The following is a 19,475-nucleotide window of genomic DNA, read 5'->3' as shown; positions in this document are numbered from 1 at the left end:
TATTTGAAGGATTATTTGAAAGTTTTAAATGACAAGTGAAGAAACATGGCTTCATTGGTAAATTTTTAGGGGAATTCCTGTATTTATGACTATTATCGTGACCGGCGGCGCCGGATTTATTGGCTCCAATTTCATTTTCTATATGATGAAGAAGTATCCGGACTATCGCATCATCTGTCTGGACAAGCTGACTTATGCGGGAAATCTGTCTACTCTGGCACCTGTGATGGATAAACCGAATTTTCGCTTTGTGAAAATGGATATCTGCGACAGGGAGGGGGTGTATGGCCTCTTTGAAGAGGAGCATCCGAATGTGGTGGTGAACTTTGCGGCAGAATCCCATGTGGATCGGTCTATCATGAATCCGGAAATCTTTCTGAAGACAAATATCATCGGTACTTCTGTGCTCATGGATGCCTGTCGGAAATACGGTATCGGGCGGTATCACCAAATTTCTACGGATGAGGTGTATGGTGACCTGCCGCTGGACAGGCCGGACCTTTTCTTCACGGAAAAAACGCCGTTCCACACCAGCTCTCCTTACAGCAGTTCCAAGGCCGGGGCCGATCTTCTGGTGGGCGCATACCATCGGACCTATGGCCTCCCCGCCACCATTTCCCGCTGCAGCAATAACTACGGACCTTACCAGTTCCCGGAAAAGCTGATACCTCTCATGATGATGAACGCCCTGAAAGATAAGCCTCTTCCGGTGTATGGGGATGGGAAAAACGTAAGGGACTGGCTCTATGTAGAGGACCACTGCAAGGCCATCGACCTGATCATCCATAAAGGCACCGTAGGGGAGGTCTACAATATCGGCGGCCATAATGAAATGGCAAACATCGACATTGTCAAACTTATCCTCAAGGAACTGGGAAAACCGGAAAGCCTTATCACCTATGTGAAGGATAGAAAAGGACATGACCGGAGATATGCCATCGATCCGGAAAAGATCCATGAAGAGCTGGGATGGCTTCCGGAAACGAAATTTGCTGATGGCATCAAGAAGACTATCCGCTGGTACCTGGAGAATAAGGAATGGTGGATGGGAATCGTAAGCGGAGAGTATCAGAATTACTATAAGAAGATGTATGAGTGATCCGTTGTCGGCTGTCGGCTATCGGCTTCCGGCGTGCCTTCGGCAATCCCCCCTCGCCACTGCGTGGCCCTCTCCCCCCTGACAAGCAGTGGGGCGCAAGAGAGTACACTGGGATGGCTTCCGGAAACGAAATTTGCAGATGGCATCAAGAAGACCGTCCGCTGGTACCTGGATCATAAGGAATGGTGGATGGAAAGATGAGATTGTAAGAAATTTGGGGAGGCAGAGGCATTTAGACGGGAGACGTCAGACAATCAGACTTCAGAATGACAGCGCAGATTGCAGCATATACTTCAATTACGGCAGGGGTATGGCGGTGGGAGATTTCTCGGCTTCGCTCGAAATGACGGAGGGGGGAGGTCTCGGCTGTCCGCTGACGGCTGTTGGCGGCTGGCTTCCGGCGTGCCTTCGGCAATCCCCCCTCGCCACTGCGTGGCCCTCTCCCCCCTGACAAGCAGTGGGGCGCAAGAGAGTATATAGGCGCTCGCCACCCAGTCTCGTTCGGGGTGGGCAGGTCAAATGGAGTGAGGACCCTTGCCAAAAACGTGCGTTCTCATTTGAAGCGGCGAAGGAACTGCCGCCCTTTGAGAGAAAACAGACACAATCTTCGCCGGCAGGCGGCTATATCCCTTGCCCGCAAAAAAAGACCGCCGCGGCGGTCTTTTTTCATATCAGCATTCCAGGTCCAGTTCCACCGGGCAGTGGTCGCTGCCCAGGATATCGGAGTGGATGGAGGCGCCTTTGATGTGGTCTTTCCATACGCTGGAGACGAGAAAGTAGTCGATTCTCCATCCCACGTTTCTTTCTCTGGCTTTGGCAAAGTAGCTCCACCAGGAGTAGGCGTCTTTTTCGTCGGGGTGAAGGTGACGGAAGGAGTCGGTGAAGCCAGCGGCAAGGAGGTCTGTCATACGGCCTCTTTCTTCATCGGTGAAGCCAGCATTTTTATGGTTGGAGGCGGGGTTGGCAATGTCGATATCTTCGTGGGCCACGTTCAGGTCGCCGCAGAGGATCACCGGCTTTTCTTTTGCCAGTTTTGTCATGTATTCTTTCATAGCTTCTTCCCAGGTCATGCGGTAGGAAAGGCGCGCCAGTCCCCGCTGGCTGTTGGGGGTATAGCAGCAGAGAAGGTAATGGCTTCCAAAGTCGGCGGTAATGAGCCTTCCTTCCTGGTCATGTTCTTCGATGCCCAGGCCGTAGGTGACGGAGAGGGGCTCTTCTTTTGTGAAGATGGCGGTACCGCTGTATCCTTTCTTTACGGCGCTGTTCCAGTACTGGTGATATCCCGGCAGGTCCAGCTCGATCTGGTGGGGCTGCAGTTTGGTTTCCTGCAGGCAGAAGCAGTCTGCATCAAGGGCATTGAAAGCGTCCATAAAGCCTTTTTTTATGCAGGCCCGAAGTCCGTTTACGTTCCAGGAAATATATTTCAGTGTTTTCATGGGAGTCTCCTTATTTAAATAGTTAGATATACTGTATCTATTATACAGGGGAGAGGAGAATTTGAAAAGGTGGGAATGGGGTGTCGGGGATCGGGATCGGGGTCGGGATCGGGGTCGGGATCGGGAATCGAGAGCCGTCGGCGGGCAGCAGGCTGCCATTTGGTCAATTTCCGTGAAAATGAATGTATACAAAAGGGGCTGTGAAAAAATGGTCATCATTTTTTCGCAGCCCTTTTTCACATACCCTATCAGTTGGTGAGGGATCTCATGGGGGCGGGAATCTTTCCGCCGCGGTTGATGAATTCGTCGGCCCGGAATTTGTTGATTTCCAGGACAGGGGCATAGCCCATGAGGCCGCCGAACTGGACCATGTCGCCCGGTTTCTTTCCCGGTACGGGGATGAGGCGGGTGGCAGTGGTTTTGTTATTGATCATGCCGATGGCTGCTTCGTCAGCCAGAATGGCGGAGATGGTGGAAGCCGGGGTGTCGCCGGGGATGGCAATCATGTCAAGGCCTACGGAGCAGACACAGGTCATGGCTTCCAGTTTTTCCAGGCAGAGGCTGCCTTTTTCTACGGCCTGAATCATACCCAGGTCTTCGCTTACCGGAATGAAGGCGCCGGAGAGGCCGCCTACGCTGGAGGAGGCCATGAGGCCGCCTTTTTTCACAGCATCATTCAGGAGGGCCAGGGCAGCTGTAGTTCCCGGGCCGCCGCAGCTTTCAAGGCCCATTTCTTCCAGTACCTGGGCCACGCTGTCGCCTACGGCGGAGGTGGGGGCCAGGGAAAGGTCGATAATGCCGAAGGGGGCATGGAGTCTTTCGGTGGCAGCTTCGGCTACCATCTGTCCCAGACGGGTAATCATGAAGGCGGTGTTTTTAATGGTGCGGGCTACCACGTTCAGGGGAGCGCCTTTCACGTCTTCCAGGGCTCTCTTTACCACGCCGGGGCCGGAAACGCCTACATGGATGGCGGTGTCCCCCTGGGTGACGCCATGGAAAGCACCGGCCATGAAGGGGTTATCTTCTACAGCGTTGCAGAATTCCACCAGCTTGGTGCAGCCATAGGCGTCCTGGTCTTTGGTGAGTTCTGCTGTTTCTTTCACCACTTCCCCCATGCGTTTGACAGCATCCATATTGATGCCGGCTTTGGTGGAGCCTACGGCTACGGAGCTGCAGATGCTCTTTGTGGAAGCCAGGGCTTCAGGAATGGAGTCAATGAGAATCTTATCGGCCGAGGACATCCCCCGGTCTACCAGGGCGGAGAAGCCGCCCAGAATGTCTACGCCTACTTCATCGGCTGCTTTCTGCAGGGTCTTTGCAATGGACACATAGCTTTTGGCCGGAATGCCGCCGGCGATGAGGGAAACAGGGGTAACGGAAATACGGCGGTTGATAATAGGCACGCCGTATTCTCTGGAAATATCATGGCTCACTTCCGTCAGATGTTCGGCTTTGGTGCAGATGGTGTCGTAAATCTTGCGATTCAGGGTCTTTTCATCATCGGAAACGCAGCCTAAAAGGGAAATGCCCATGGTAATGGTGCGCACGTCCAGTTTGTTCTGGTCAAACATGCGCTCAGTGGCCAGGATTTCTTCAATATCGAGCATGGCTCCCCCTTTCAGATACGGTGCATGGCATAGAAAATATCAGCCAGCTGGGCCCGTACATCGACGCCCAGTTCTTTTCCCAGGGCGCCCAGTTCATCCTGGACTTCCTTTAAGGAACCTTTGGCCTTTTCCATGTCGCAAATCAGGACCATATCAAAAATATCGCCAAGAATGGTTTGGGAAATGTCAAGGATATTAATGTTTTCCTTTGCCAAAGCTGCCGCAACACCGGCAACAATGCCTACACGGTCAGCACCGATTACAGTGACTACGATTTTTTTCATACATCTGCTCCTTCCGTATTTCATTCCATAGAAATCAGACGCTGCAGCCCATTTTCCTGAAAGTATCCTTCTGCAGAATGTCTTTTCTCATTATAGCATATATGGGGAGGGGGATGGGGAGTGGGGGATGGGATCGGGATCGGGATCGGGATCGGGATCGGGATTGGGATTGGGAGCGAGGTCGGGATTGGGAGCGGGAGCGGATAGCGGATAGCTGGGAGTGGGGACTGGGGAATCGGGAATGGGGATTGGGGAGTCGGGAATGGGGATTGGGGAGTCGGGAATGGGGGCTGGAGACCGGAGACTGGGAGTCGGGAGCTGATAGTGGACAGCCGATAGCCGAGAGTCGGGAATGGAGACTGGGGATTCAGGAATCGGGAGTCGTTAGCTGATAGCCGATAGCTGATAGCCGATAGCCGTCAGCGGCTCTTTCTGCAGCCGGGCTGCTTCCTGACATATTTTTTATAAAGGAACACACAGATAATGACAGACAGAAGGGAGCCTGCCGGTGCGGCCATGCCCATGGGATAAAGGGTGGATGGGAAGAGGAGGGCGGCGGCATAGGTGCCGGGGATGCGGACAGTGAAGATGGAAATTACGTTGTGGATGAAGGAGAAGGCCGCTTTCCGGCAGGCTGCAAAATAGCCGGAGAAGCAGAAGTGGATGCCAGCGATGGCGCAGTCTGCCACATAGGATTGGAAGTAGTCGTTCCCCATGGCAATGACGGCGGTTTCTCCCGGTACGAAGAGGGCCACGATTTCAGGGGCTTTGAAATGGATGAGGATGATGCAGAGAAGGCCGAAGACGACACAGACGGTAATGCCATAGCGGAGGGCCTGCCTGCTCCTTTCTGTCAGACCGGCGCCCAGGTTCTGGGCGGCCGTAGCCGATACAGTGGACATCATGGCAGAGGGCACCAGGAAGAGGAAGCTGATAATCTTTTCTACGATGCCTACCGCCGCTGCGGCTTCCACGCCGCGGCTGTTGGCAATGGCGGTGATAATGAGGAAGGATATCTGGATAAGGCCGTCCTGGCAGGAAATGGGAACGCCGATGGAAAGGATGCGGCGGGTCCATTTTTTCCCGGGAAGAAAGGAGCGGCGGGTCAGGGAGAGGGGCGCCAGTTTCCGATGGAGGTAGAGAAAGGAAAGGACCACGCTCACCACTTCACTGGCAAAGGTGCCCCAGGCAGCGCCGGCGGCGCTCATGTGGAAGGAGCCGATGAGAAGGTAATCCAGAAAAATATTGACTATGCCGGAAATGGCAATGAAGGTCATGGGGGCTTTTGTGTTTCCCATGCCCCTGAAAAAGCCGCTCACTGTGTTATACAGCACAATGAGGGGCACTCCGGCAAAGCAGATGGTCAGGTAGGCTCGGGTATCTTCCAGTGCTTCCGGCGGTGTCTGCAGCAGCTCCAGAATGAGGGGCATGGAGAGAAAGAGAAGTCCAGTGAATACAAGGGAGAAGGGGATGAAAAGGGCGGCGGCGCTTCCCATGAGGCGGAAGGCTTCTTTTTCATCTTTCGCGCCTAGGGCCCGGGCGATGGAAACGGCGCTGCCGATGGTGAGGCCTGCAATCATGACGATGATCATGTGCATCACCTGGCTGCCGATGGATACGCCGGTAACGGGGGCGGCGCCATAGTACTGGCCGGTAATGAAAAGATCCGCCATGCCGTAGAAGGTCTGGAGGAAGCAGGCTGCCAGATAGGGAATGGCAAAGCGCATCATTTTGGGAAAAAGAGGTCCCCGGGTCAGATCATTTTGAAGTATCATAGTGATTTCCTTATAAAAAAAGACAGAATATTCTTATTTCAAAAGAATATCATGTCTTTTTCAGAAAGTAAAAAGAAGAAAAATCGTCGATTCAGCACTTTTTTTCATGGAAATAGGAAATGAAGCGGCGAAGGGAAGGGGATACGTGGGATGGATTGTATACCAGACAGGTCCATTCTTCAAAGCAGGGAGGCAGGGGGAAGGCGCAGAGATTTTCACTCTGGCCCGGCGGGAGGGGAAGAATGGAAAAGCCGCCGCCCAGGGACAGGCGGAGCAGCTGTTCCGTATAGTTTGATACCTTCTCGCTCTTTGCAAAGGAGGTATGGTACACTTCCTCAAATTTCTTCCTGCAGCTGTCCACATAGGAAGGACTGTGAGATTTCGTCAGGAAGGAAAGGGAACCAATGAGGCGGGGGATATCTTTGTACTTTTCGCTGCTGGATACAGAGCATACCAGGCACTGGGGAACGGGCATAAGAGGAATGGTGGCAAACCGTTTGGGAAAAGCAATGGCGTCGGGGCCTATGATTCCGTCCAGGGCCCCTTCATCAAGGGCCTTTTCCAGCTCCGGCACCGGTGCCATATGGTAGGACAGACTGATTTGCGGAAAGGCCTGCTGCAGGGCCGGAAGGAAATCAAGACCCCGGTATTCCTGGGATGCCAGGCCCAGACGGCAGAGGGCTTTTGGGGCGGTAAGAGAAGAAAGAAGGGCCTCATAGTCTCCATGAATTTTTTTCATGCCTTCATAAAACTGGCGGCCTTCCTTTGTGAGAGAAAGTCTGCTCCTGGAACGAAGGAAAAGGGTGCAGCCCGTTTCCTTCTCCAGCTGGGCAATGTACTTGCTCATGGTGGTCTGGGCAATGTGGCACCGATCGGCGGCTTTGGTAAAACTTTCGGATTCTGCCGCCGCAAAGAAATAGTACAGTTTATCAATATCCATAGAAGCCTCCCGGCATGACGTTCTTATGTGCATTATATCACGGCGGAGAGGAATGCAAGTAACGCTGGCTCTTTCAGAAAGGAACCGGGAGAAAGGGCTTAGGAACTAGTGGACTAGTGGGCTAGGGAAGCACTGATTAATTCATAGAGTTTGCTTTTATAAGAATTTTCATGCACTGCTTCGTCATGAGGCTCCTTAAATAGCTCGCTATTCGCGTCGCCTCATTCCTTGCATTGCATAAAAATTCAAGAATAAAAGCAAACAACGATTTAATCAGCGCTTCCCTAGTGGGCTGCCTGGGTCACTGCCAGCTGCTTTTCTCCTGTGTCATGCACCACTGGAGACACAAAAGCCTATCCCGTAACGTCCCTTGCCTCCCCCCCTGCCTCAGGGGAGGTGGCGAGCGGAGTGAGCCGGAAGGGGTCAGCTGCTTTTGGCAGCTCCTTCCCGCCGATTGGTATTTACTGACATTTTTGTCACTTACGATTTTTACTGCGCGTATTCTGCATAGAATGCGCGAGTCGGCCAAAGTTGGCCCTTAGCCTGCACATTAAAGGGCCTTCCTTTTAATTGGTCGACCGACGATCCTTCGCCTACGGCTCAGGATGACGGTGTTCGGCGGGGAGGAAAGCACGTAACGCTGACTTCATACTTATCGCCCCCTAAAGGGGAAACGACTCACTACATTTTGCGCGTCGCTAGCGCTCCTTCAACCACTGCTGTCACTGACTCACTGGATTTTCAGGTCGCTGATGCTCCCTTACAAATCCAGTTCGCATAGTGCATCCTCTGCTGTCACTGACTCACTGGATTTTCAGGTCGCTGATGCTCCCTTACAAATCCAGTTCGCTAGTGCAAAATGTGTTCGCTGTGCACCGAAGGGCGATACCACCACCTTCTGAACCCTCTGAACCTTCCGGGCGCCGGGCGCCAGCCTCGTCAACCTTTCCTTCCCCGTCTACCTTTACTGTCCATTCTGTGATAAAATAAATCAGTTATGACTGAATCAGTTATGACTGTTTCATTTTGTAAAAAATTTTTATTATATAAAAGGTGTAAAATCCATGAATCATGCAAAGAGCGGTTCCGAAAGAGAGACTCGGAAGACGAAAGACCATATGAAAAAAGAATACCGGGAGAGCCATATTTCTTCTCCTCTGCAGAAGGAAAGTCCCGGCCACTGGAAACGGTGGTGGGCGGCTGCCACGCTGATTCCTTTCTGTTTGGCTTTCTTCCTGTCCTGGTATTTTGGCGCTCCCGGCGGGTATGAACCTTTTTCCCAGGTGAAGGTATTTCTTCTCTTCCTGCAGGTGGGATTTGTGACGGCTTACTTCATCCGCCATCATTTGAAGAGAGCTGCCGTCCATCTCTGGCTGACCATTGGCTTCCTGTGGATTTTGTCTCTTATCGTGCCTTATCTGGCGTCCCAGACGGAGGTGCTTCTGGATATGTCCGATGTGAGCGGCGAACTGTCCACACCGCTCTACCTCTTTGTGTCCTGCCTGTCGGCGGCCTGGATTCTGCCGGGGAAGGCGCGGATGATTGCCCGCATAGCCTGCGTGGTGCTGATTATCCTTTATATCCTGGTGCAGTTTACCTACATTGGCTATTATGTGATTACCCATTCCCTCATTTCTATTAATATGCTGCTGGCTCTGGCCCAGACGAATCTGGCGGAAACCATGGAGTATATTGAGGTGAATATTCCCTATGCGGAAATCGCAGCCGGTGTGGCAGCGCTTCTTATTCTGGGCTGGCTCATTTTCAAAGCAAGCCGTTTCAGCTTCAACCGGGAGCAGGTGTCCAGGAAGACCTGGTTTGGCATGCTCCTCCTTTTCTTTGTGAATGTGGGACTCTGCGCCCTTTCCATCGGCGGCACCAGACTGGCCCATGTGTATTATGAAACTTATGAAACCCTGCATAGTTTTTCTGATTTCCAAAAAATGGTGAATGCAAGGCGTCATATGCATATTGCAGACAAAGATATTGTGCGGCAGCTGAAGGCGGCACCGGACGGGGTCTATGTGCTCGTTATCGGGGAATCCCTGACCAGGGATCATATGAATGTGTACGGTTATTCCAGAAAGACTACGCCCTTCCAGACGGAAGCGGCAGCCGATCCGCACTATGTGTTCTTCAATCACGGCTATTCCTGCTATACCCAGACGGTGCAGGTGCTGACGGAAGCGCTGACGGAAAAGAACCAGTACAATGACATGAATCTGGCAGAAGCCTATTCCATTATCGACCTGGCAAGGGAGGCAGGCTTTAAGACCACCTGGATTTCCAACCAGTCCCGTTTCGGCGTCTGGGATACGCCGATTGGCGCCATCGGTTCGGCCTGTGATGACCAGTACTGGATCAATTCCTATGTAGGCACCGACGTGGTGACCAAGGATTACGACACTGCCCTTATTCCCTACCTTCGGAAAGTGGATCCCAATAACCGCCGCCAGCTGATTGTGGTGCACCTCATGGGCAGCCATGTAAGCTACTGGGATCGGTATCCGTCGGAATTCTACCATTGGCCCCGGAATCCCGGAAATACTAGAAGTACTGCGGAAATCATGAATGATGAGTATGATAATTCCGTCCTTTTCAATGATTACGTGATGGAAAATATTATGAACGAGGCCACCAATTGGCTCCACGCTGACAGTGTGCTCTATTTCTCGGACCACGGGGAACAGGTGACGGAAAGACCGGGACACAATGCGGACCAATTCGACTACACCATGGTCCATATTCCTTTCTGGATTTACACATCCGATGCCTACAGGGCTTCCCATCCTGTGGAAATGAAGTCCATGATAGAAAGAAGAAATATGCCTTTCTCCAACGATATGCTCTATGATACCTTCATGGGCATCATGGGCCTCACCGCTGCTCATTACGATCCCACTGCCGACATCTTCTCTCCCCGCTTCGATAAAGATGTGACCACACTGATGACCATGTACGGCAATGTGATGATTCGAAACGACGTGGAACAGCTTGGAAGTGACCAGGCCTTCATGGATGACCAGTGGAACAGGCAGATTGCAGACAGAGCCAGGGCCGATGGAAACAGGAGCTTTGACTGGGACAATTTCCACCAGATTCCTATTTCTGCCCAGCCTATGCCGGAGGTAGAAAATTCCGGCACCAGCCAGGAAACTTAAAGGCGCACATCATGGGGCAGGCCGCCCGGGAGAGGGGAGATTCGTACCCTGTTGTGACAAACCTTTCGGGCTGTGATACTATAAGAATAAATCAGGATATATTTCCTGTATTTCCCAAGGAGGATATCGAATATATGAGGCTTCGCAGGAAACCGTGGATTGATGAAGCAATCAAAGAATACACAGATATTTTGTATCTGGAAGAACCGACCGACCAGAAAGGAAAGTGGCGAAGCGTATTTCCCCATCCGGAAAATGAGCTCCATGTGGAATTCGGCACCGGCAAGGGTCAGTTTATTTCCGGCATGGCTGCCATCCATCCCCAGGTGAATTTCATCGGCATGGAGGTGCAGGAAGGGGTCATTTACTATGCCGCCAAAAAGACGGCGGAAAAAGAACCGCCGCTGACCAATGTGCGTCTGATTCTGGGCGATGTGAGCGAAATCCTGAATATCTTCGGCGAAGGGGAAGTGGATGTAATTTATCTGAATTTCAGCGATCCCTGGCCCAAGAAACGGCATGCCAAGCGTCGTCTCACTTACAGGGATTTCCTGAAACGGTATGCCCTTATCCTGAAGGAAGGCGGAGAAATCCGCTTCAAAACCGACAATAAGGACCTTTTTGATTTTTCCATTGAAGAATTTAAAGCGATGGGCTGGGAACTTTCCCATGTGACCTATGACCTTCATGCCGCTCCGGTGGCAGGGGACGTGGAAACGGAATATGAGGAAAAGTTCTCCAGAAAGGGGAATCCGGTATGTCGTCTCGTAGCGAGACGTCCCTGATTGATATGAAGTATGCGCCCCGGGCACTGCAGAAGATGTTCATCGTGGCAGGCATACTGATTATCCTGGGGGCTTTTAATGTATACAGCTCTACCTATTACATGAATATGGAGTCCGGTGCCAATCCCTACAGTCATATCCTGCGGCATCTGGTTTTTCTGGGAGTGAGCAGCCTTCTTGCATTCATTCTGTCCCGGGTGAATTACCATGTGATTAAGAAGGGGGCTTTCCTGTGGTGCCTGGGCACCATTGGTCTTCTGGCTCTTGTTATGGTGGCAGGACGGACGGTGAATGGGGCTACCCGCTGGATTTCACTGGGACCTTTTTCCCTCCAGCCTTCGGAAATTGCCAAAGTCACCGGCCTGGTCTGGGCATCGGCCCATCTGGCCAAAAAGATTGATGCCCGCATGGGCATGTCCATTTTCGGACACCTGTTCCTGCCGGTGGCGGGACTTTTCATTCCCTCCCTAAGGAAAAAGAAGAGTGCCACCTTTGCTGGCCTTTTTCATTATTTCACCCCGCTCTACATGCCCCTCATTATGGCGGTGCTGGTGCTGAAACAGCCTGATATGGGTACCGCCGGCATGATACTTATTTTTCCGGGGCTTCTCTACATCATTGCAGGCATGCCTCTTCTGGAAATCCTGCTGTCCTTAGGGATTTCCTTTATTCTTTTCCTGGGGCTTGCCATTGTGGCGCCCTACCGCATGGCCCGGCTGGTGGTGCTCCTCCATCCGGAAGACTATGCCCAGGGCATGGGCTACCAGACCATGCAGAGTCTCATTGCCGTGGGCTCCGGCGGCATTCTGGGCCAGGGCATGGGGGAGGGGTTCTCCAAATTCCTCTATCTGCCGGAACAATATACCGACTTTGCCTATGCCGTATTCAGTCAGGAGTATGGCTTTATAGGCTCCGCCACCCTGCTCTGCCTGTACCTGGCTTTCATGCTTTACGGGCTGTCAGTGGGAAGAAAACTGAAGGAAACCTATCCGGCCCTTCTGGTATACGGTCTGACCCTTCTGATTTCCGTGCAGGGGCTGGTGAACATTGCCATGGTTATCGGCTGGTTTCCGGTCACCGGCATACCACTGCCTTTCATCTCCTTTGGTGGCACGTCTCTTCTCATGAACATGGCTGCCCTGGGTCTCATCTGGGGTACTGCGACCCAGAGCCTTCGGGAATATGATGAACAGGAAAGAAGAAAACGGATTGCCGCCATGGAAGGCCGTCCTCTTTCCTTCGGCGAACTGTCGGGCTCCGTTTACGGTTCAAGGTCTTGAAACCAAATCAAAAAGGGGCTGTGAAAAAATGGTGACTCATTTTTTCACAGCCCCTTTGACGGCCTCAGAGAGGCAGGGCGCATACAATTTCTATTACAGGCAGATGCTATGGATGAATCGGTGTTTTCCCGGCGGAAAGATTTACAGGGAAAGGGATGATGGAAATGAAAGAAAAAAGATTACTGCAGGTGTATGCCTTTTTCAAGGGAGATTCGAAACCTTCTTTCCTTCTCCAAAAAGCGGCTTCTTCCCTTTCGGGGGAGGGGTTGGACCTATCTTTGGCTTTGGCAGGGGACATGGAGGAAAGGTCTGTCGAAGGGGGCCAGGAAGGCAGCATTCTTGCCTTTTTTGATACGCCGGAAAAAGCGGGCCGTTTCGCCTTTTTTGCCGGCAGGGCAGGGGGAAAGGGTCTTTCCCTCTATGGCGGAACGCCCTTTGGCATCAGTCTGGCAGAGGCCAATGTACTGTCCTTCTTCCAAAAGGAAGAGTTCCATTCTGCTTTGATTTACACTGCTGACTGGGCCTTTCCCATTATTTCTGACAGGGACCTGGAAAAGAAGGGGGCTCCCTTTCTTTTATCCCTCTACAGAGGCCTCATGCTCTATACCGCAGGGAAAGAGGCTACCCTCCTGGGCGCCATGGACAGGGGAAGAAGGTTACCGGAAAGACGCTGAGTCAAGGAGCACTGATAAGTGTGACCTTTGATTTCCCTTTCCTGGGTGGAGGAGGAGTGATAGGGACAGAGGCTCTTTATTTTCCGAAATATCTCTTAGCCAGGCTCCAGGCAAAGCCGAAGGATTTCTGGAAGAGCCACAGATAGAGGGCTTTTTGGGGATGAAGAATCCAGTAGGCCCTGGTGATGGGTTCCAGTGGCTTTAATACGTCCGGCATGGAAGAATCGGGCCTTGCCATTTCTTCCATCCTGTTTTTTGCCTTCGGCTTTAATTTTTTGGATACCACAGCGGCAGCCAGAGCCAAAAGAAGTGCTTTTACCAGTTTAGACAGATTCATAGGTATCCCTCCTGTGCCAATCAGTTTCACTTGATTTCTTATTTTTATCATAGCAGATTCAGAGGAGGAGTTCAAAACGGAGACGCCCTGTTTTCTTTTTGACAGGTAAAAATTTTGTTGCAGTCCTTCCTGTTGTGGTATACTTTTAAAGGGTGTTATCTTTAATCATCATTGGAGGATTTTATGAACGCTGATTCGAATGTATTGCTTTTGCCACTCTGCTTTTTCGGATTATACATGATCCTGGAAGCAGCGGATTGGGGCCTGTGCCTTTCTGCACCGCTGGTGTGCCGCAGCCGGGATGAAAACAGGGCGGTGCTTGGCCTTCTTCGTCCCTGTCTGGACGGTAATGAACTCTGGTATTTCCTGGGGCTCTTTATGATGGGAGCCGCCATTCCCGGTGTTTCGGATAATTTATTCCACACGGAAAATATTGTCCTCATCCTGCTGGTAGCAGCAGGGGCCCTTCTTCGCATGGCAGCGTCCCTTTTCAGAAATTCCTTCAGCCAGCCGGCGGTGATGAAGGTAATTTCTGCCTTTTCCTATGCAGCCCTTGCGGTGATGGGGCTGGCCGGTTCTTCCCTTCTTATGAATGACGGTTCTCAATTTTCGGTTCTCGGCATTTTCTGCGCTCTCTGGATGATTCTGGCTGCTTTCCAGCTGGGCACCCTGTATGGGGCGGTGAAGGCGGTGAATCCCCTGGCAGAACGGTTCCGCGCCGCTTTTCTGGTATCCAGCGTTCTCACCGTGGTGGTATACATCATTCTGGCCATCCTTCTTAAGAGTCATGCCGGTGATTCCAATACCTACGGCAGCTTCTTCTGGATCAGTCTGGTGGCCACAGCCATTCTCTTTGTGGCAGCCTTCTTCATGACCCGTATGCGCCATGTGAAAGTGGGACTGGCAGCGGCGTATGTTTCTTCTTTCTTTGCCATTGCCATTTACCTTTCGGCCTATGCCGCTGTTCTTCCTTCCCTTTTTACGGTGGAAGTGGATTCCCTGAAGCAGGCCATGGACGGCATGCCGAGTACGGCTCTTCTGGTGATTGCCTTTGTGTGGACCCTGGGGGCCTTCCTTTGGCGGCAGATTCGTAAAAAAGAATATTATGAATGGAAAGATCATGTGTAATGGAGGACGATACTGATGGGTGAACTTTTTAAGACACAGCATACGATTGATGAAATGCTGGACCGCATGGGTGTGAAAATCGTGCTGGATTCGGAACACCTGACGGAAGAGGATAAGTTTGAAGCAGAAAAGCAGGGCTCTTCTGTGGTTCTGAAAAAAGTAGAAAAGAAGGATACAGAAGAAAAGGAATAAGGTTCATAGAAAAGCAGGCTTGGAAGGCCTGTTTTTTTTATGGAAGTTTCACTGGAACAACCATTCTGTTTTATGATATAATGAATCAAGAAAAAATGTTCTAGGAGGAAATATGGATATCGGAGAAAAACTGGACATTCTGGCAGATGCGGCTAAGTACGATGTATCCTGCTCATCCAGCGGCTCCAGCCGGGCCAACGCAGGGGGACTGGGAAACGGCCATAAGAGCGGCATATGTCATACCTGGACAGCCGATGGCCGCTGTGTGTCTCTTTTAAAAATACTGATGACTAATTCCTGCATTTATGACTGTGAATACTGCGTGAACCGGCGGAGCCATGATACGAAGCGGGCCATGCTGACGCCGGAAGAAATCGTGACTCTCACCATTGAATTTTATAAGAGAAACTACATTGAAGGCCTTTTTCTTTCCTCCGGCATTATCCGCTCTCCCGACTATACCACGGAGCTTCTTATCCAGGTGGCCCGGCTGCTTCGGGAGCGGGAGCATTTCAACGGCTATATCCACATGAAAGGCATACCGGGCACGGATCAAGCCCTTCTCAATGAACTGGGACGGTACGTGGATCGGGTAAGCGTGAATATAGAGCTGCCGTCGGAAAAGTCCCTCCGCCTTCTGGCGCCTCAGAAAACAAGGAATGCCATTCTGGCACCGATGAAATTTTTCAAAGAATCCATCGAAGTGCACAAGGAGGAAAAGAAACATTTCAAAAAGGCTCCCTCCTTCGTGCCGGCCGGTCAGACTACCCAGCTCATTGTGGGGGCCAGCGGAGAAAGCGACCGGCAGATCCTCCTTCTTACCCAGGGGCTTTACCGGAAGGCCGCCTTGAAAAGGGGGTACTATTCCGCCTATGTGCCGGTGATGAAGGGAAAGAATCTGCCTGCCTTAAGGCGGCCGCCCCTTTCCCGGGAGAACAGGCTGTACCAGGCAGATTGGCTCCTTCGGTTCTATCATTTCCAGGCAGAAGAAATCCTTACGCCGGAGGAACCGGATTTTGATGAGGAGCTGGATCCCAAATGCACCTGGGCCTTGAGGCACAGGGAACTCTTTCCTGTAGAAATCAACCGGGCTTCCTATGAAATGATTCTCCGGGTGCCCGGCATCGGCGTGAAAAGCGCACTCCGCATTGTCAAACTCCGGCGTTACGGGAACCTTTCTTTTGAAGATGTAAGAAGGGTTGGTATCGTCATGAAAAGGGCCTGTTATTTCATGACTGTGAACGGCCGCTATTACGGTGGGATTTCTCTTGACAGCCAACAGCTACGCAGCCGCCTGATTTCCAGGACGGCCGTTAGGGAAGTGCGGGAAATGAGTCTTTTTGATACCCAGAGTTGAGGAAGGGATACTATGTATTTCTTTTATGACGGAACCTATGTGGGCTTTTTGACCACCGTTTATGAAATCTACCACCACGGGACCAGCCATCTGGAAGGCATTCTGTTGGAAGGGGGAGAAGTGCCCCTTTTCGGCGCCCAGAGCATTGTCATCACCCGCCTGCCGGATGCGGAAAAAGTGGCGGCGGCCTTTGAAAAGAAGTGCGGCAAAGAAGCGATGCGCTGGATGTACCGGGCTTTTCTTTCCAACGAAGAAGGAAAGGAAATGAAAATCTTTTATTTTATGAAAGAAGGATTCAAGCGGGAAAAGAAGATTTATACCTGCCGGAAAGAACCCTGGGTGCAGGATATTCTTGCCATGTGCCGGGAAGTGGGAAACGAAGCGGAAAAATTTCGGGGCATTCTCCGGTTCAGCGAACTGGATGACGGCATGCTCTATGCGGTCATGAAGCCGGACCACCACATTCTCCCCCTCCTGGCTGTTCATTTCCAACAGCGGTTTTCTCAGAAACGCTGGGCTATTTACGATAAGGGACGCCGGGAAGCAGCCATCTACGAAAACGGCCATCTCTTCATGGGTATGGTGGAACAGGAAGACCAGCAGGTCAGATACAGCGGATCAGAAGAAGATTTCCGCCGGCTGTGGAAAAACTACTACCGCCATATGGGTATTGAAGAAAGAAGAAATCCCAGGGAAAGAAGAAATTTCCTCCCCAAGAAATACTGGGGCCTTCTGACAGAAATGGAAGATCCCTATAACCGGTCGGATCTGCCGCTGAAAGGGGAGGAAAGGCGATAGAAGCGGTTTGGCACGTTGATTGCAAGTCGGTGCCGACAGAGGGATGCGTTCGTCTTTCTGCAGAACTGATTTCATGAAAAAGCACTTGACTTGAAGTTTACTTTAACTTGTAGAATAGTATCATTGATTTTATCCATTCATTTTATCATCATCATAGAGACATGAAAATAAAGGAGAAACAGAATGAATCAGAAATGGACAGCCCTGCTCGTGGCTTTGGGACTGACTGCTGCCGTCACTGCGGGCTGTGGAAACCAGGCGGCTCCTTCATCCAGACAGGCCGCTTCCGGCCCTGTGACGGAGACCATGAAGCCCTTTAACGTGCATCAGGTGGTGGCAGGAGATAATGAAAAGGGACGGACTGTCATGTGGGAAATGCCTACGGACAAGGAAAATTCTCTGGAATATAGAAAGAAAGGAACCGACACCATTTACAGCGTTTCCGCTTCCGGTGAAAGGCTGGAAGGAAATCGGGGCATTTCTAACGGCACTGTATATACAGCAGAGCTGAAGGGGCTGGAAAAAGGGACGGATTATGAATACAGAACAAGGGAAGAAAACCGGGTGAGCTCCTGGTATCCCCTTCATACCGATAATGGAGGCCCTTTCAAGGCCATTGTGACCTCTGATTCCCAAAGCTCCGATTATACGGACTGGAAGAATCTGATACATGAGGCGGCTAAGGACAACCAGGATGCTGCTTTCATGATTGCTCTGGGAGATCTGGTAGACAATGGAGAAGATGAATACCAGTGGCAGACCTGGTTTGAAAGCAGCGGGGATCTTCTTTCCCGCATCCCCGTGGCACCGGCGCTGGGCAACCACGAAGCCTACTCCCTGGACTGGAAGAACCATATGCCTCAACGCTATCTCACCCATTTCAATCTGCCCGATAATGGAAATAAGGATTTGAAAAACCATTACTATTCCTTCGACTGGGGCGATGTGCATTTCACCGTACTGGATACATCGCTGTATGAAGAAAAAGAGTGGCTGCCGGATCTGTATGAAAAAGAAAAGGTATGGCTGGAAAAGGATCTTCGGGAAACAAAACAGAAATGGAAAGTGGTGCTCATGCACAAAGATCCCCTGCAGTACGGCTTTGCCGATGAAAATCGTCCCCACCGGGAAGAGGGCTTTTCGGAAGAAGGACAGGCCTTCATGCCTTTCTTTGACAAGTATGGCGTGGATCTGGTGATTTCTGCGCACCTGCATACCTATCGGGACAGAGGTCATATCTATGACTTCAAGCGGTCAGATAAAGGGCCGGTGTATGTCATTGACGGCCTTTCCGGCAACGTACGCTATCCGGATCTGTGGAAACAGCATGCACTGGATCAGTACGTGGCTCCCCAGCCGGAAAGTGATAACTACTCCATTCTGGAAGCGGATGGCAGCCAGTTGACCCTGACCGGTTATCTCCCCGACGGTACCAAACTCCATGAAACAGTAGTTAAGAAGGGAGAATAGGGATAGGCATACCGATTCATTGAGCGGCCCTTGGAATATAAGAATCCCCCTGCTGCGGTGTCATGGATTTCCTGCAGGCCATGAAAGTACAGGAATCACGGGAAATCATTGTATAGGACGCCTGCCCATTCCAGCTGCCTCCCCTGAAAGGCAGCCACGGGAAACAGGAAAAACCAAAAGAGGCTGTGAAAAAATGGTAATCATTTTTTCACAGCCTCTTTTTACTTTTCATGAACTATATGCCAGTTTCGGAGAAGTACTTTTTTCCCTCTCCAGGCGAAGGCGTAATTTTTATAGGTTTTATCGAAGGCTCGGTTTGACATGGATTCCATCATTTCTTTTGTGAGGAAGGGAATCCGGTTTTCCCTGATTTCAGGAAGGGGAGAAGGCGGCGCTTTCCTGTTGTAGGGGCAGCAGTTCTGGCAGCCGTCGCAGCCGAAAATAAGGGGAGTTTTTCGGATGATGGCCTGCTCTTCTTCGGTGAGGTCTTCTTTTTTCTGGGTGAGATAGGATTTGCAGTGCCAGGGGTTGAAGGGCTCTTTCCCTATGATTTTCCCGGGGCAGGCCCTTTCACAAAGGCGGCAGTCTCCGCAGGAAAGGGTGAGGGGGGTATCGGGAGCAAGGGGAAGGGTGGTGAGGATGGCGCCGATGGTGACATAGGAACCGTACACCGGATGGATGAGGCAGTGGTTTCTTCCGAAGAAGCCCAGCCCTGCGGCGTAGGCCAGCCACCGGTCCACCATGGGGGACGTGTCGGTGAGAGATTTGAAACGGGCCTGGGGAAAGGCTTTTGCTGCCACCTCTATGATGCGGTCCATGTACCGGTGATTGACCCGGTGATAGTCTTCACTTCGGGCGTAGAGGGCAATGTTTCCCATTTCCCTTTCTTCCGTTTTATAGGGAAATAGAATGACAAAGAAAGAGCGGGCACCGGGAAGGAGGCTTTCCGGCGAAAGCCGTTTTTCCGCTTCCGCCGGTGCAAAGGGGACGGGGCCGGCTTTGGAGAGAGCCTGAGAAAGGTCCTTTGAAAAATCAATGCTGCAGGCGCCGCAGGCTGTGAGCCGAAGAGATCGGGCGGTTTCCAGGAAAAGTGTTTTCGGATCCATGGGAATTTCCTTTGAAATGAATAAAGCGGCGCTTTCAGGGCGCCGC

The 19,475-nt window shown here is 51.6% G+C and carries 17 protein-coding genes; 10 read left to right on the top strand and 7 right to left on the bottom strand.

The window, feature by feature from the left end:
• Nucleotides 1-85: 85 nt before the first annotated feature.
• Nucleotides 86-1,099: a dTDP-glucose 4,6-dehydratase gene (gene rfbB, locus NW747_RS09820; protein ID WP_273187227.1), complete on the top strand. Its 1,014-nt coding sequence runs from the start codon at nt 86-88 to the stop codon at nt 1,097-1,099.
• Between the two features lie 671 nt (nt 1,100-1,770).
• On the opposite strand, the gene NW747_RS09815 is transcribed toward rfbB, so the two are convergent.
• From NW747_RS09815 to NW747_RS09795, 5 genes are all read right to left on the bottom strand, one after another.
• Nucleotides 1,771-2,526, bottom strand: coding sequence for an exodeoxyribonuclease III (locus NW747_RS09815; protein WP_273188286.1), 756 nt, complete (start codon nt 2,524-2,526; stop codon nt 1,771-1,773).
• A gap of 257 nt (nt 2,527-2,783) precedes the next feature.
• Nucleotides 2,784-4,142: a PFL family protein gene (locus NW747_RS09810; RefSeq protein ID WP_273187225.1), complete on the bottom strand. Its 1,359-nt coding sequence runs from the start codon at nt 4,140-4,142 to the stop codon at nt 2,784-2,786.
• 11 nt (nt 4,143-4,153) lie between these two features.
• Complete coding sequence (locus NW747_RS09805) at nt 4,154-4,426, bottom strand: ACT domain-containing protein (protein ID WP_008858766.1); 273 nt, start codon at nt 4,424-4,426, stop codon at nt 4,154-4,156.
• Nucleotides 4,427-4,845: 419 nt separating this feature from the next.
• Nucleotides 4,846-6,201, bottom strand: a complete 1,356-nt coding sequence (locus NW747_RS09800) for an MATE family efflux transporter (protein WP_273187224.1) — start codon at nt 6,199-6,201, stop codon at nt 4,846-4,848.
• Between the two features lie 91 nt (nt 6,202-6,292).
• Nucleotides 6,293-7,141, bottom strand: coding sequence for a LysR family transcriptional regulator (locus tag NW747_RS09795; RefSeq protein WP_273187223.1), 849 nt, complete (start codon nt 7,139-7,141; stop codon nt 6,293-6,295).
• A gap of 1,064 nt (nt 7,142-8,205) precedes the next feature.
• Between NW747_RS09795 and NW747_RS09790 the strand changes: the two genes are divergently transcribed.
• From NW747_RS09790 to NW747_RS09775, 4 genes are all read left to right on the top strand, one after another.
• Nucleotides 8,206-10,302: a sulfatase-like hydrolase/transferase gene (locus tag NW747_RS09790; protein WP_273187221.1), complete on the top strand. Its 2,097-nt coding sequence runs from the start codon at nt 8,206-8,208 to the stop codon at nt 10,300-10,302.
• Between the two features lie 134 nt (nt 10,303-10,436).
• A complete protein-coding gene (gene trmB, locus NW747_RS09785) occupies nt 10,437-11,087 on the top strand; it encodes a tRNA (guanosine(46)-N7)-methyltransferase TrmB (RefSeq protein WP_008858770.1) in 651 nt (216 codons plus the stop codon).
• Nucleotides 11,060-12,367 (top strand): FtsW/RodA/SpoVE family cell cycle protein, encoded by a 1,308-nt coding sequence (locus tag NW747_RS09780; protein ID WP_273187219.1) that lies wholly within the window; start codon nt 11,060-11,062, stop codon nt 12,365-12,367. The genes trmB and NW747_RS09780 overlap by 28 nt, the downstream gene beginning before the upstream one ends.
• A 164-nt stretch (nt 12,368-12,531) precedes the next feature.
• On the top strand, nt 12,532-13,041 hold the full coding sequence (locus tag NW747_RS09775; RefSeq protein WP_273187217.1) for a hypothetical protein: 510 nt from the start codon (nt 12,532-12,534) through the stop codon (nt 13,039-13,041).
• Nucleotides 13,042-13,117: 76 nt separating this feature from the next.
• Here the strand turns inward: NW747_RS09775 and NW747_RS09770 are convergent, their stop codons facing one another.
• Nucleotides 13,118-13,378, bottom strand: coding sequence for a hypothetical protein (locus NW747_RS09770; RefSeq protein ID WP_273187215.1), 261 nt, complete (start codon nt 13,376-13,378; stop codon nt 13,118-13,120).
• A gap of 183 nt (nt 13,379-13,561) precedes the next feature.
• On the opposite strand from NW747_RS09770, the gene NW747_RS09765 reads away from it, so the two are divergent.
• From NW747_RS09765 to NW747_RS09745, 5 genes are all read left to right on the top strand, one after another.
• Nucleotides 13,562-14,506 carry a cytochrome d ubiquinol oxidase subunit II gene (locus NW747_RS09765; RefSeq protein ID WP_273187212.1) on the top strand — a complete coding sequence of 315 codons (945 nt, stop codon included), beginning with the start codon at nt 13,562-13,564 and terminating at the stop codon, nt 14,504-14,506.
• Between the two features lie 15 nt (nt 14,507-14,521).
• Nucleotides 14,522-14,698, top strand: a complete 177-nt coding sequence (locus tag NW747_RS09760; protein ID WP_008858775.1) for a hypothetical protein — start codon at nt 14,522-14,524, stop codon at nt 14,696-14,698.
• 112 nt (nt 14,699-14,810) lie between these two features.
• Entirely contained in the window at nt 14,811-16,055 is a 1,245-nt protein-coding gene (locus NW747_RS09755; RefSeq protein WP_273187210.1) for a putative DNA modification/repair radical SAM protein, read from the top strand.
• Nucleotides 16,056-16,067: 12 nt separating this feature from the next.
• Nucleotides 16,068-16,853: a TIGR03915 family putative DNA repair protein gene (locus NW747_RS09750; protein ID WP_273187209.1), complete on the top strand. Its 786-nt coding sequence runs from the start codon at nt 16,068-16,070 to the stop codon at nt 16,851-16,853.
• Nucleotides 16,854-17,036: 183 nt separating this feature from the next.
• Nucleotides 17,037-18,323 (top strand): purple acid phosphatase family protein, encoded by a 1,287-nt coding sequence (locus tag NW747_RS09745; RefSeq protein ID WP_273187207.1) that lies wholly within the window; start codon nt 17,037-17,039, stop codon nt 18,321-18,323.
• Between the two features lie 221 nt (nt 18,324-18,544).
• Here the strand turns inward: NW747_RS09745 and NW747_RS09740 are convergent, their stop codons facing one another.
• Nucleotides 18,545-19,429, bottom strand: a complete 885-nt coding sequence (locus NW747_RS09740) for an epoxyqueuosine reductase (RefSeq protein WP_273187205.1) — start codon at nt 19,427-19,429, stop codon at nt 18,545-18,547.
• Nucleotides 19,430-19,475: the final 46 nt, after the last annotated feature.

The sequence above is a fragment of the Dialister succinatiphilus genome, from assembly GCF_928721695.1.
GTDB classification, from domain to species: domain Bacteria; phylum Bacillota; class Negativicutes; order Veillonellales; family Dialisteraceae; genus Dialister; species Dialister succinatiphilus.
Note: the sequence above shows the minus strand (reverse complement) of the source record. Positions and strands in the feature narration are given on the sequence as shown.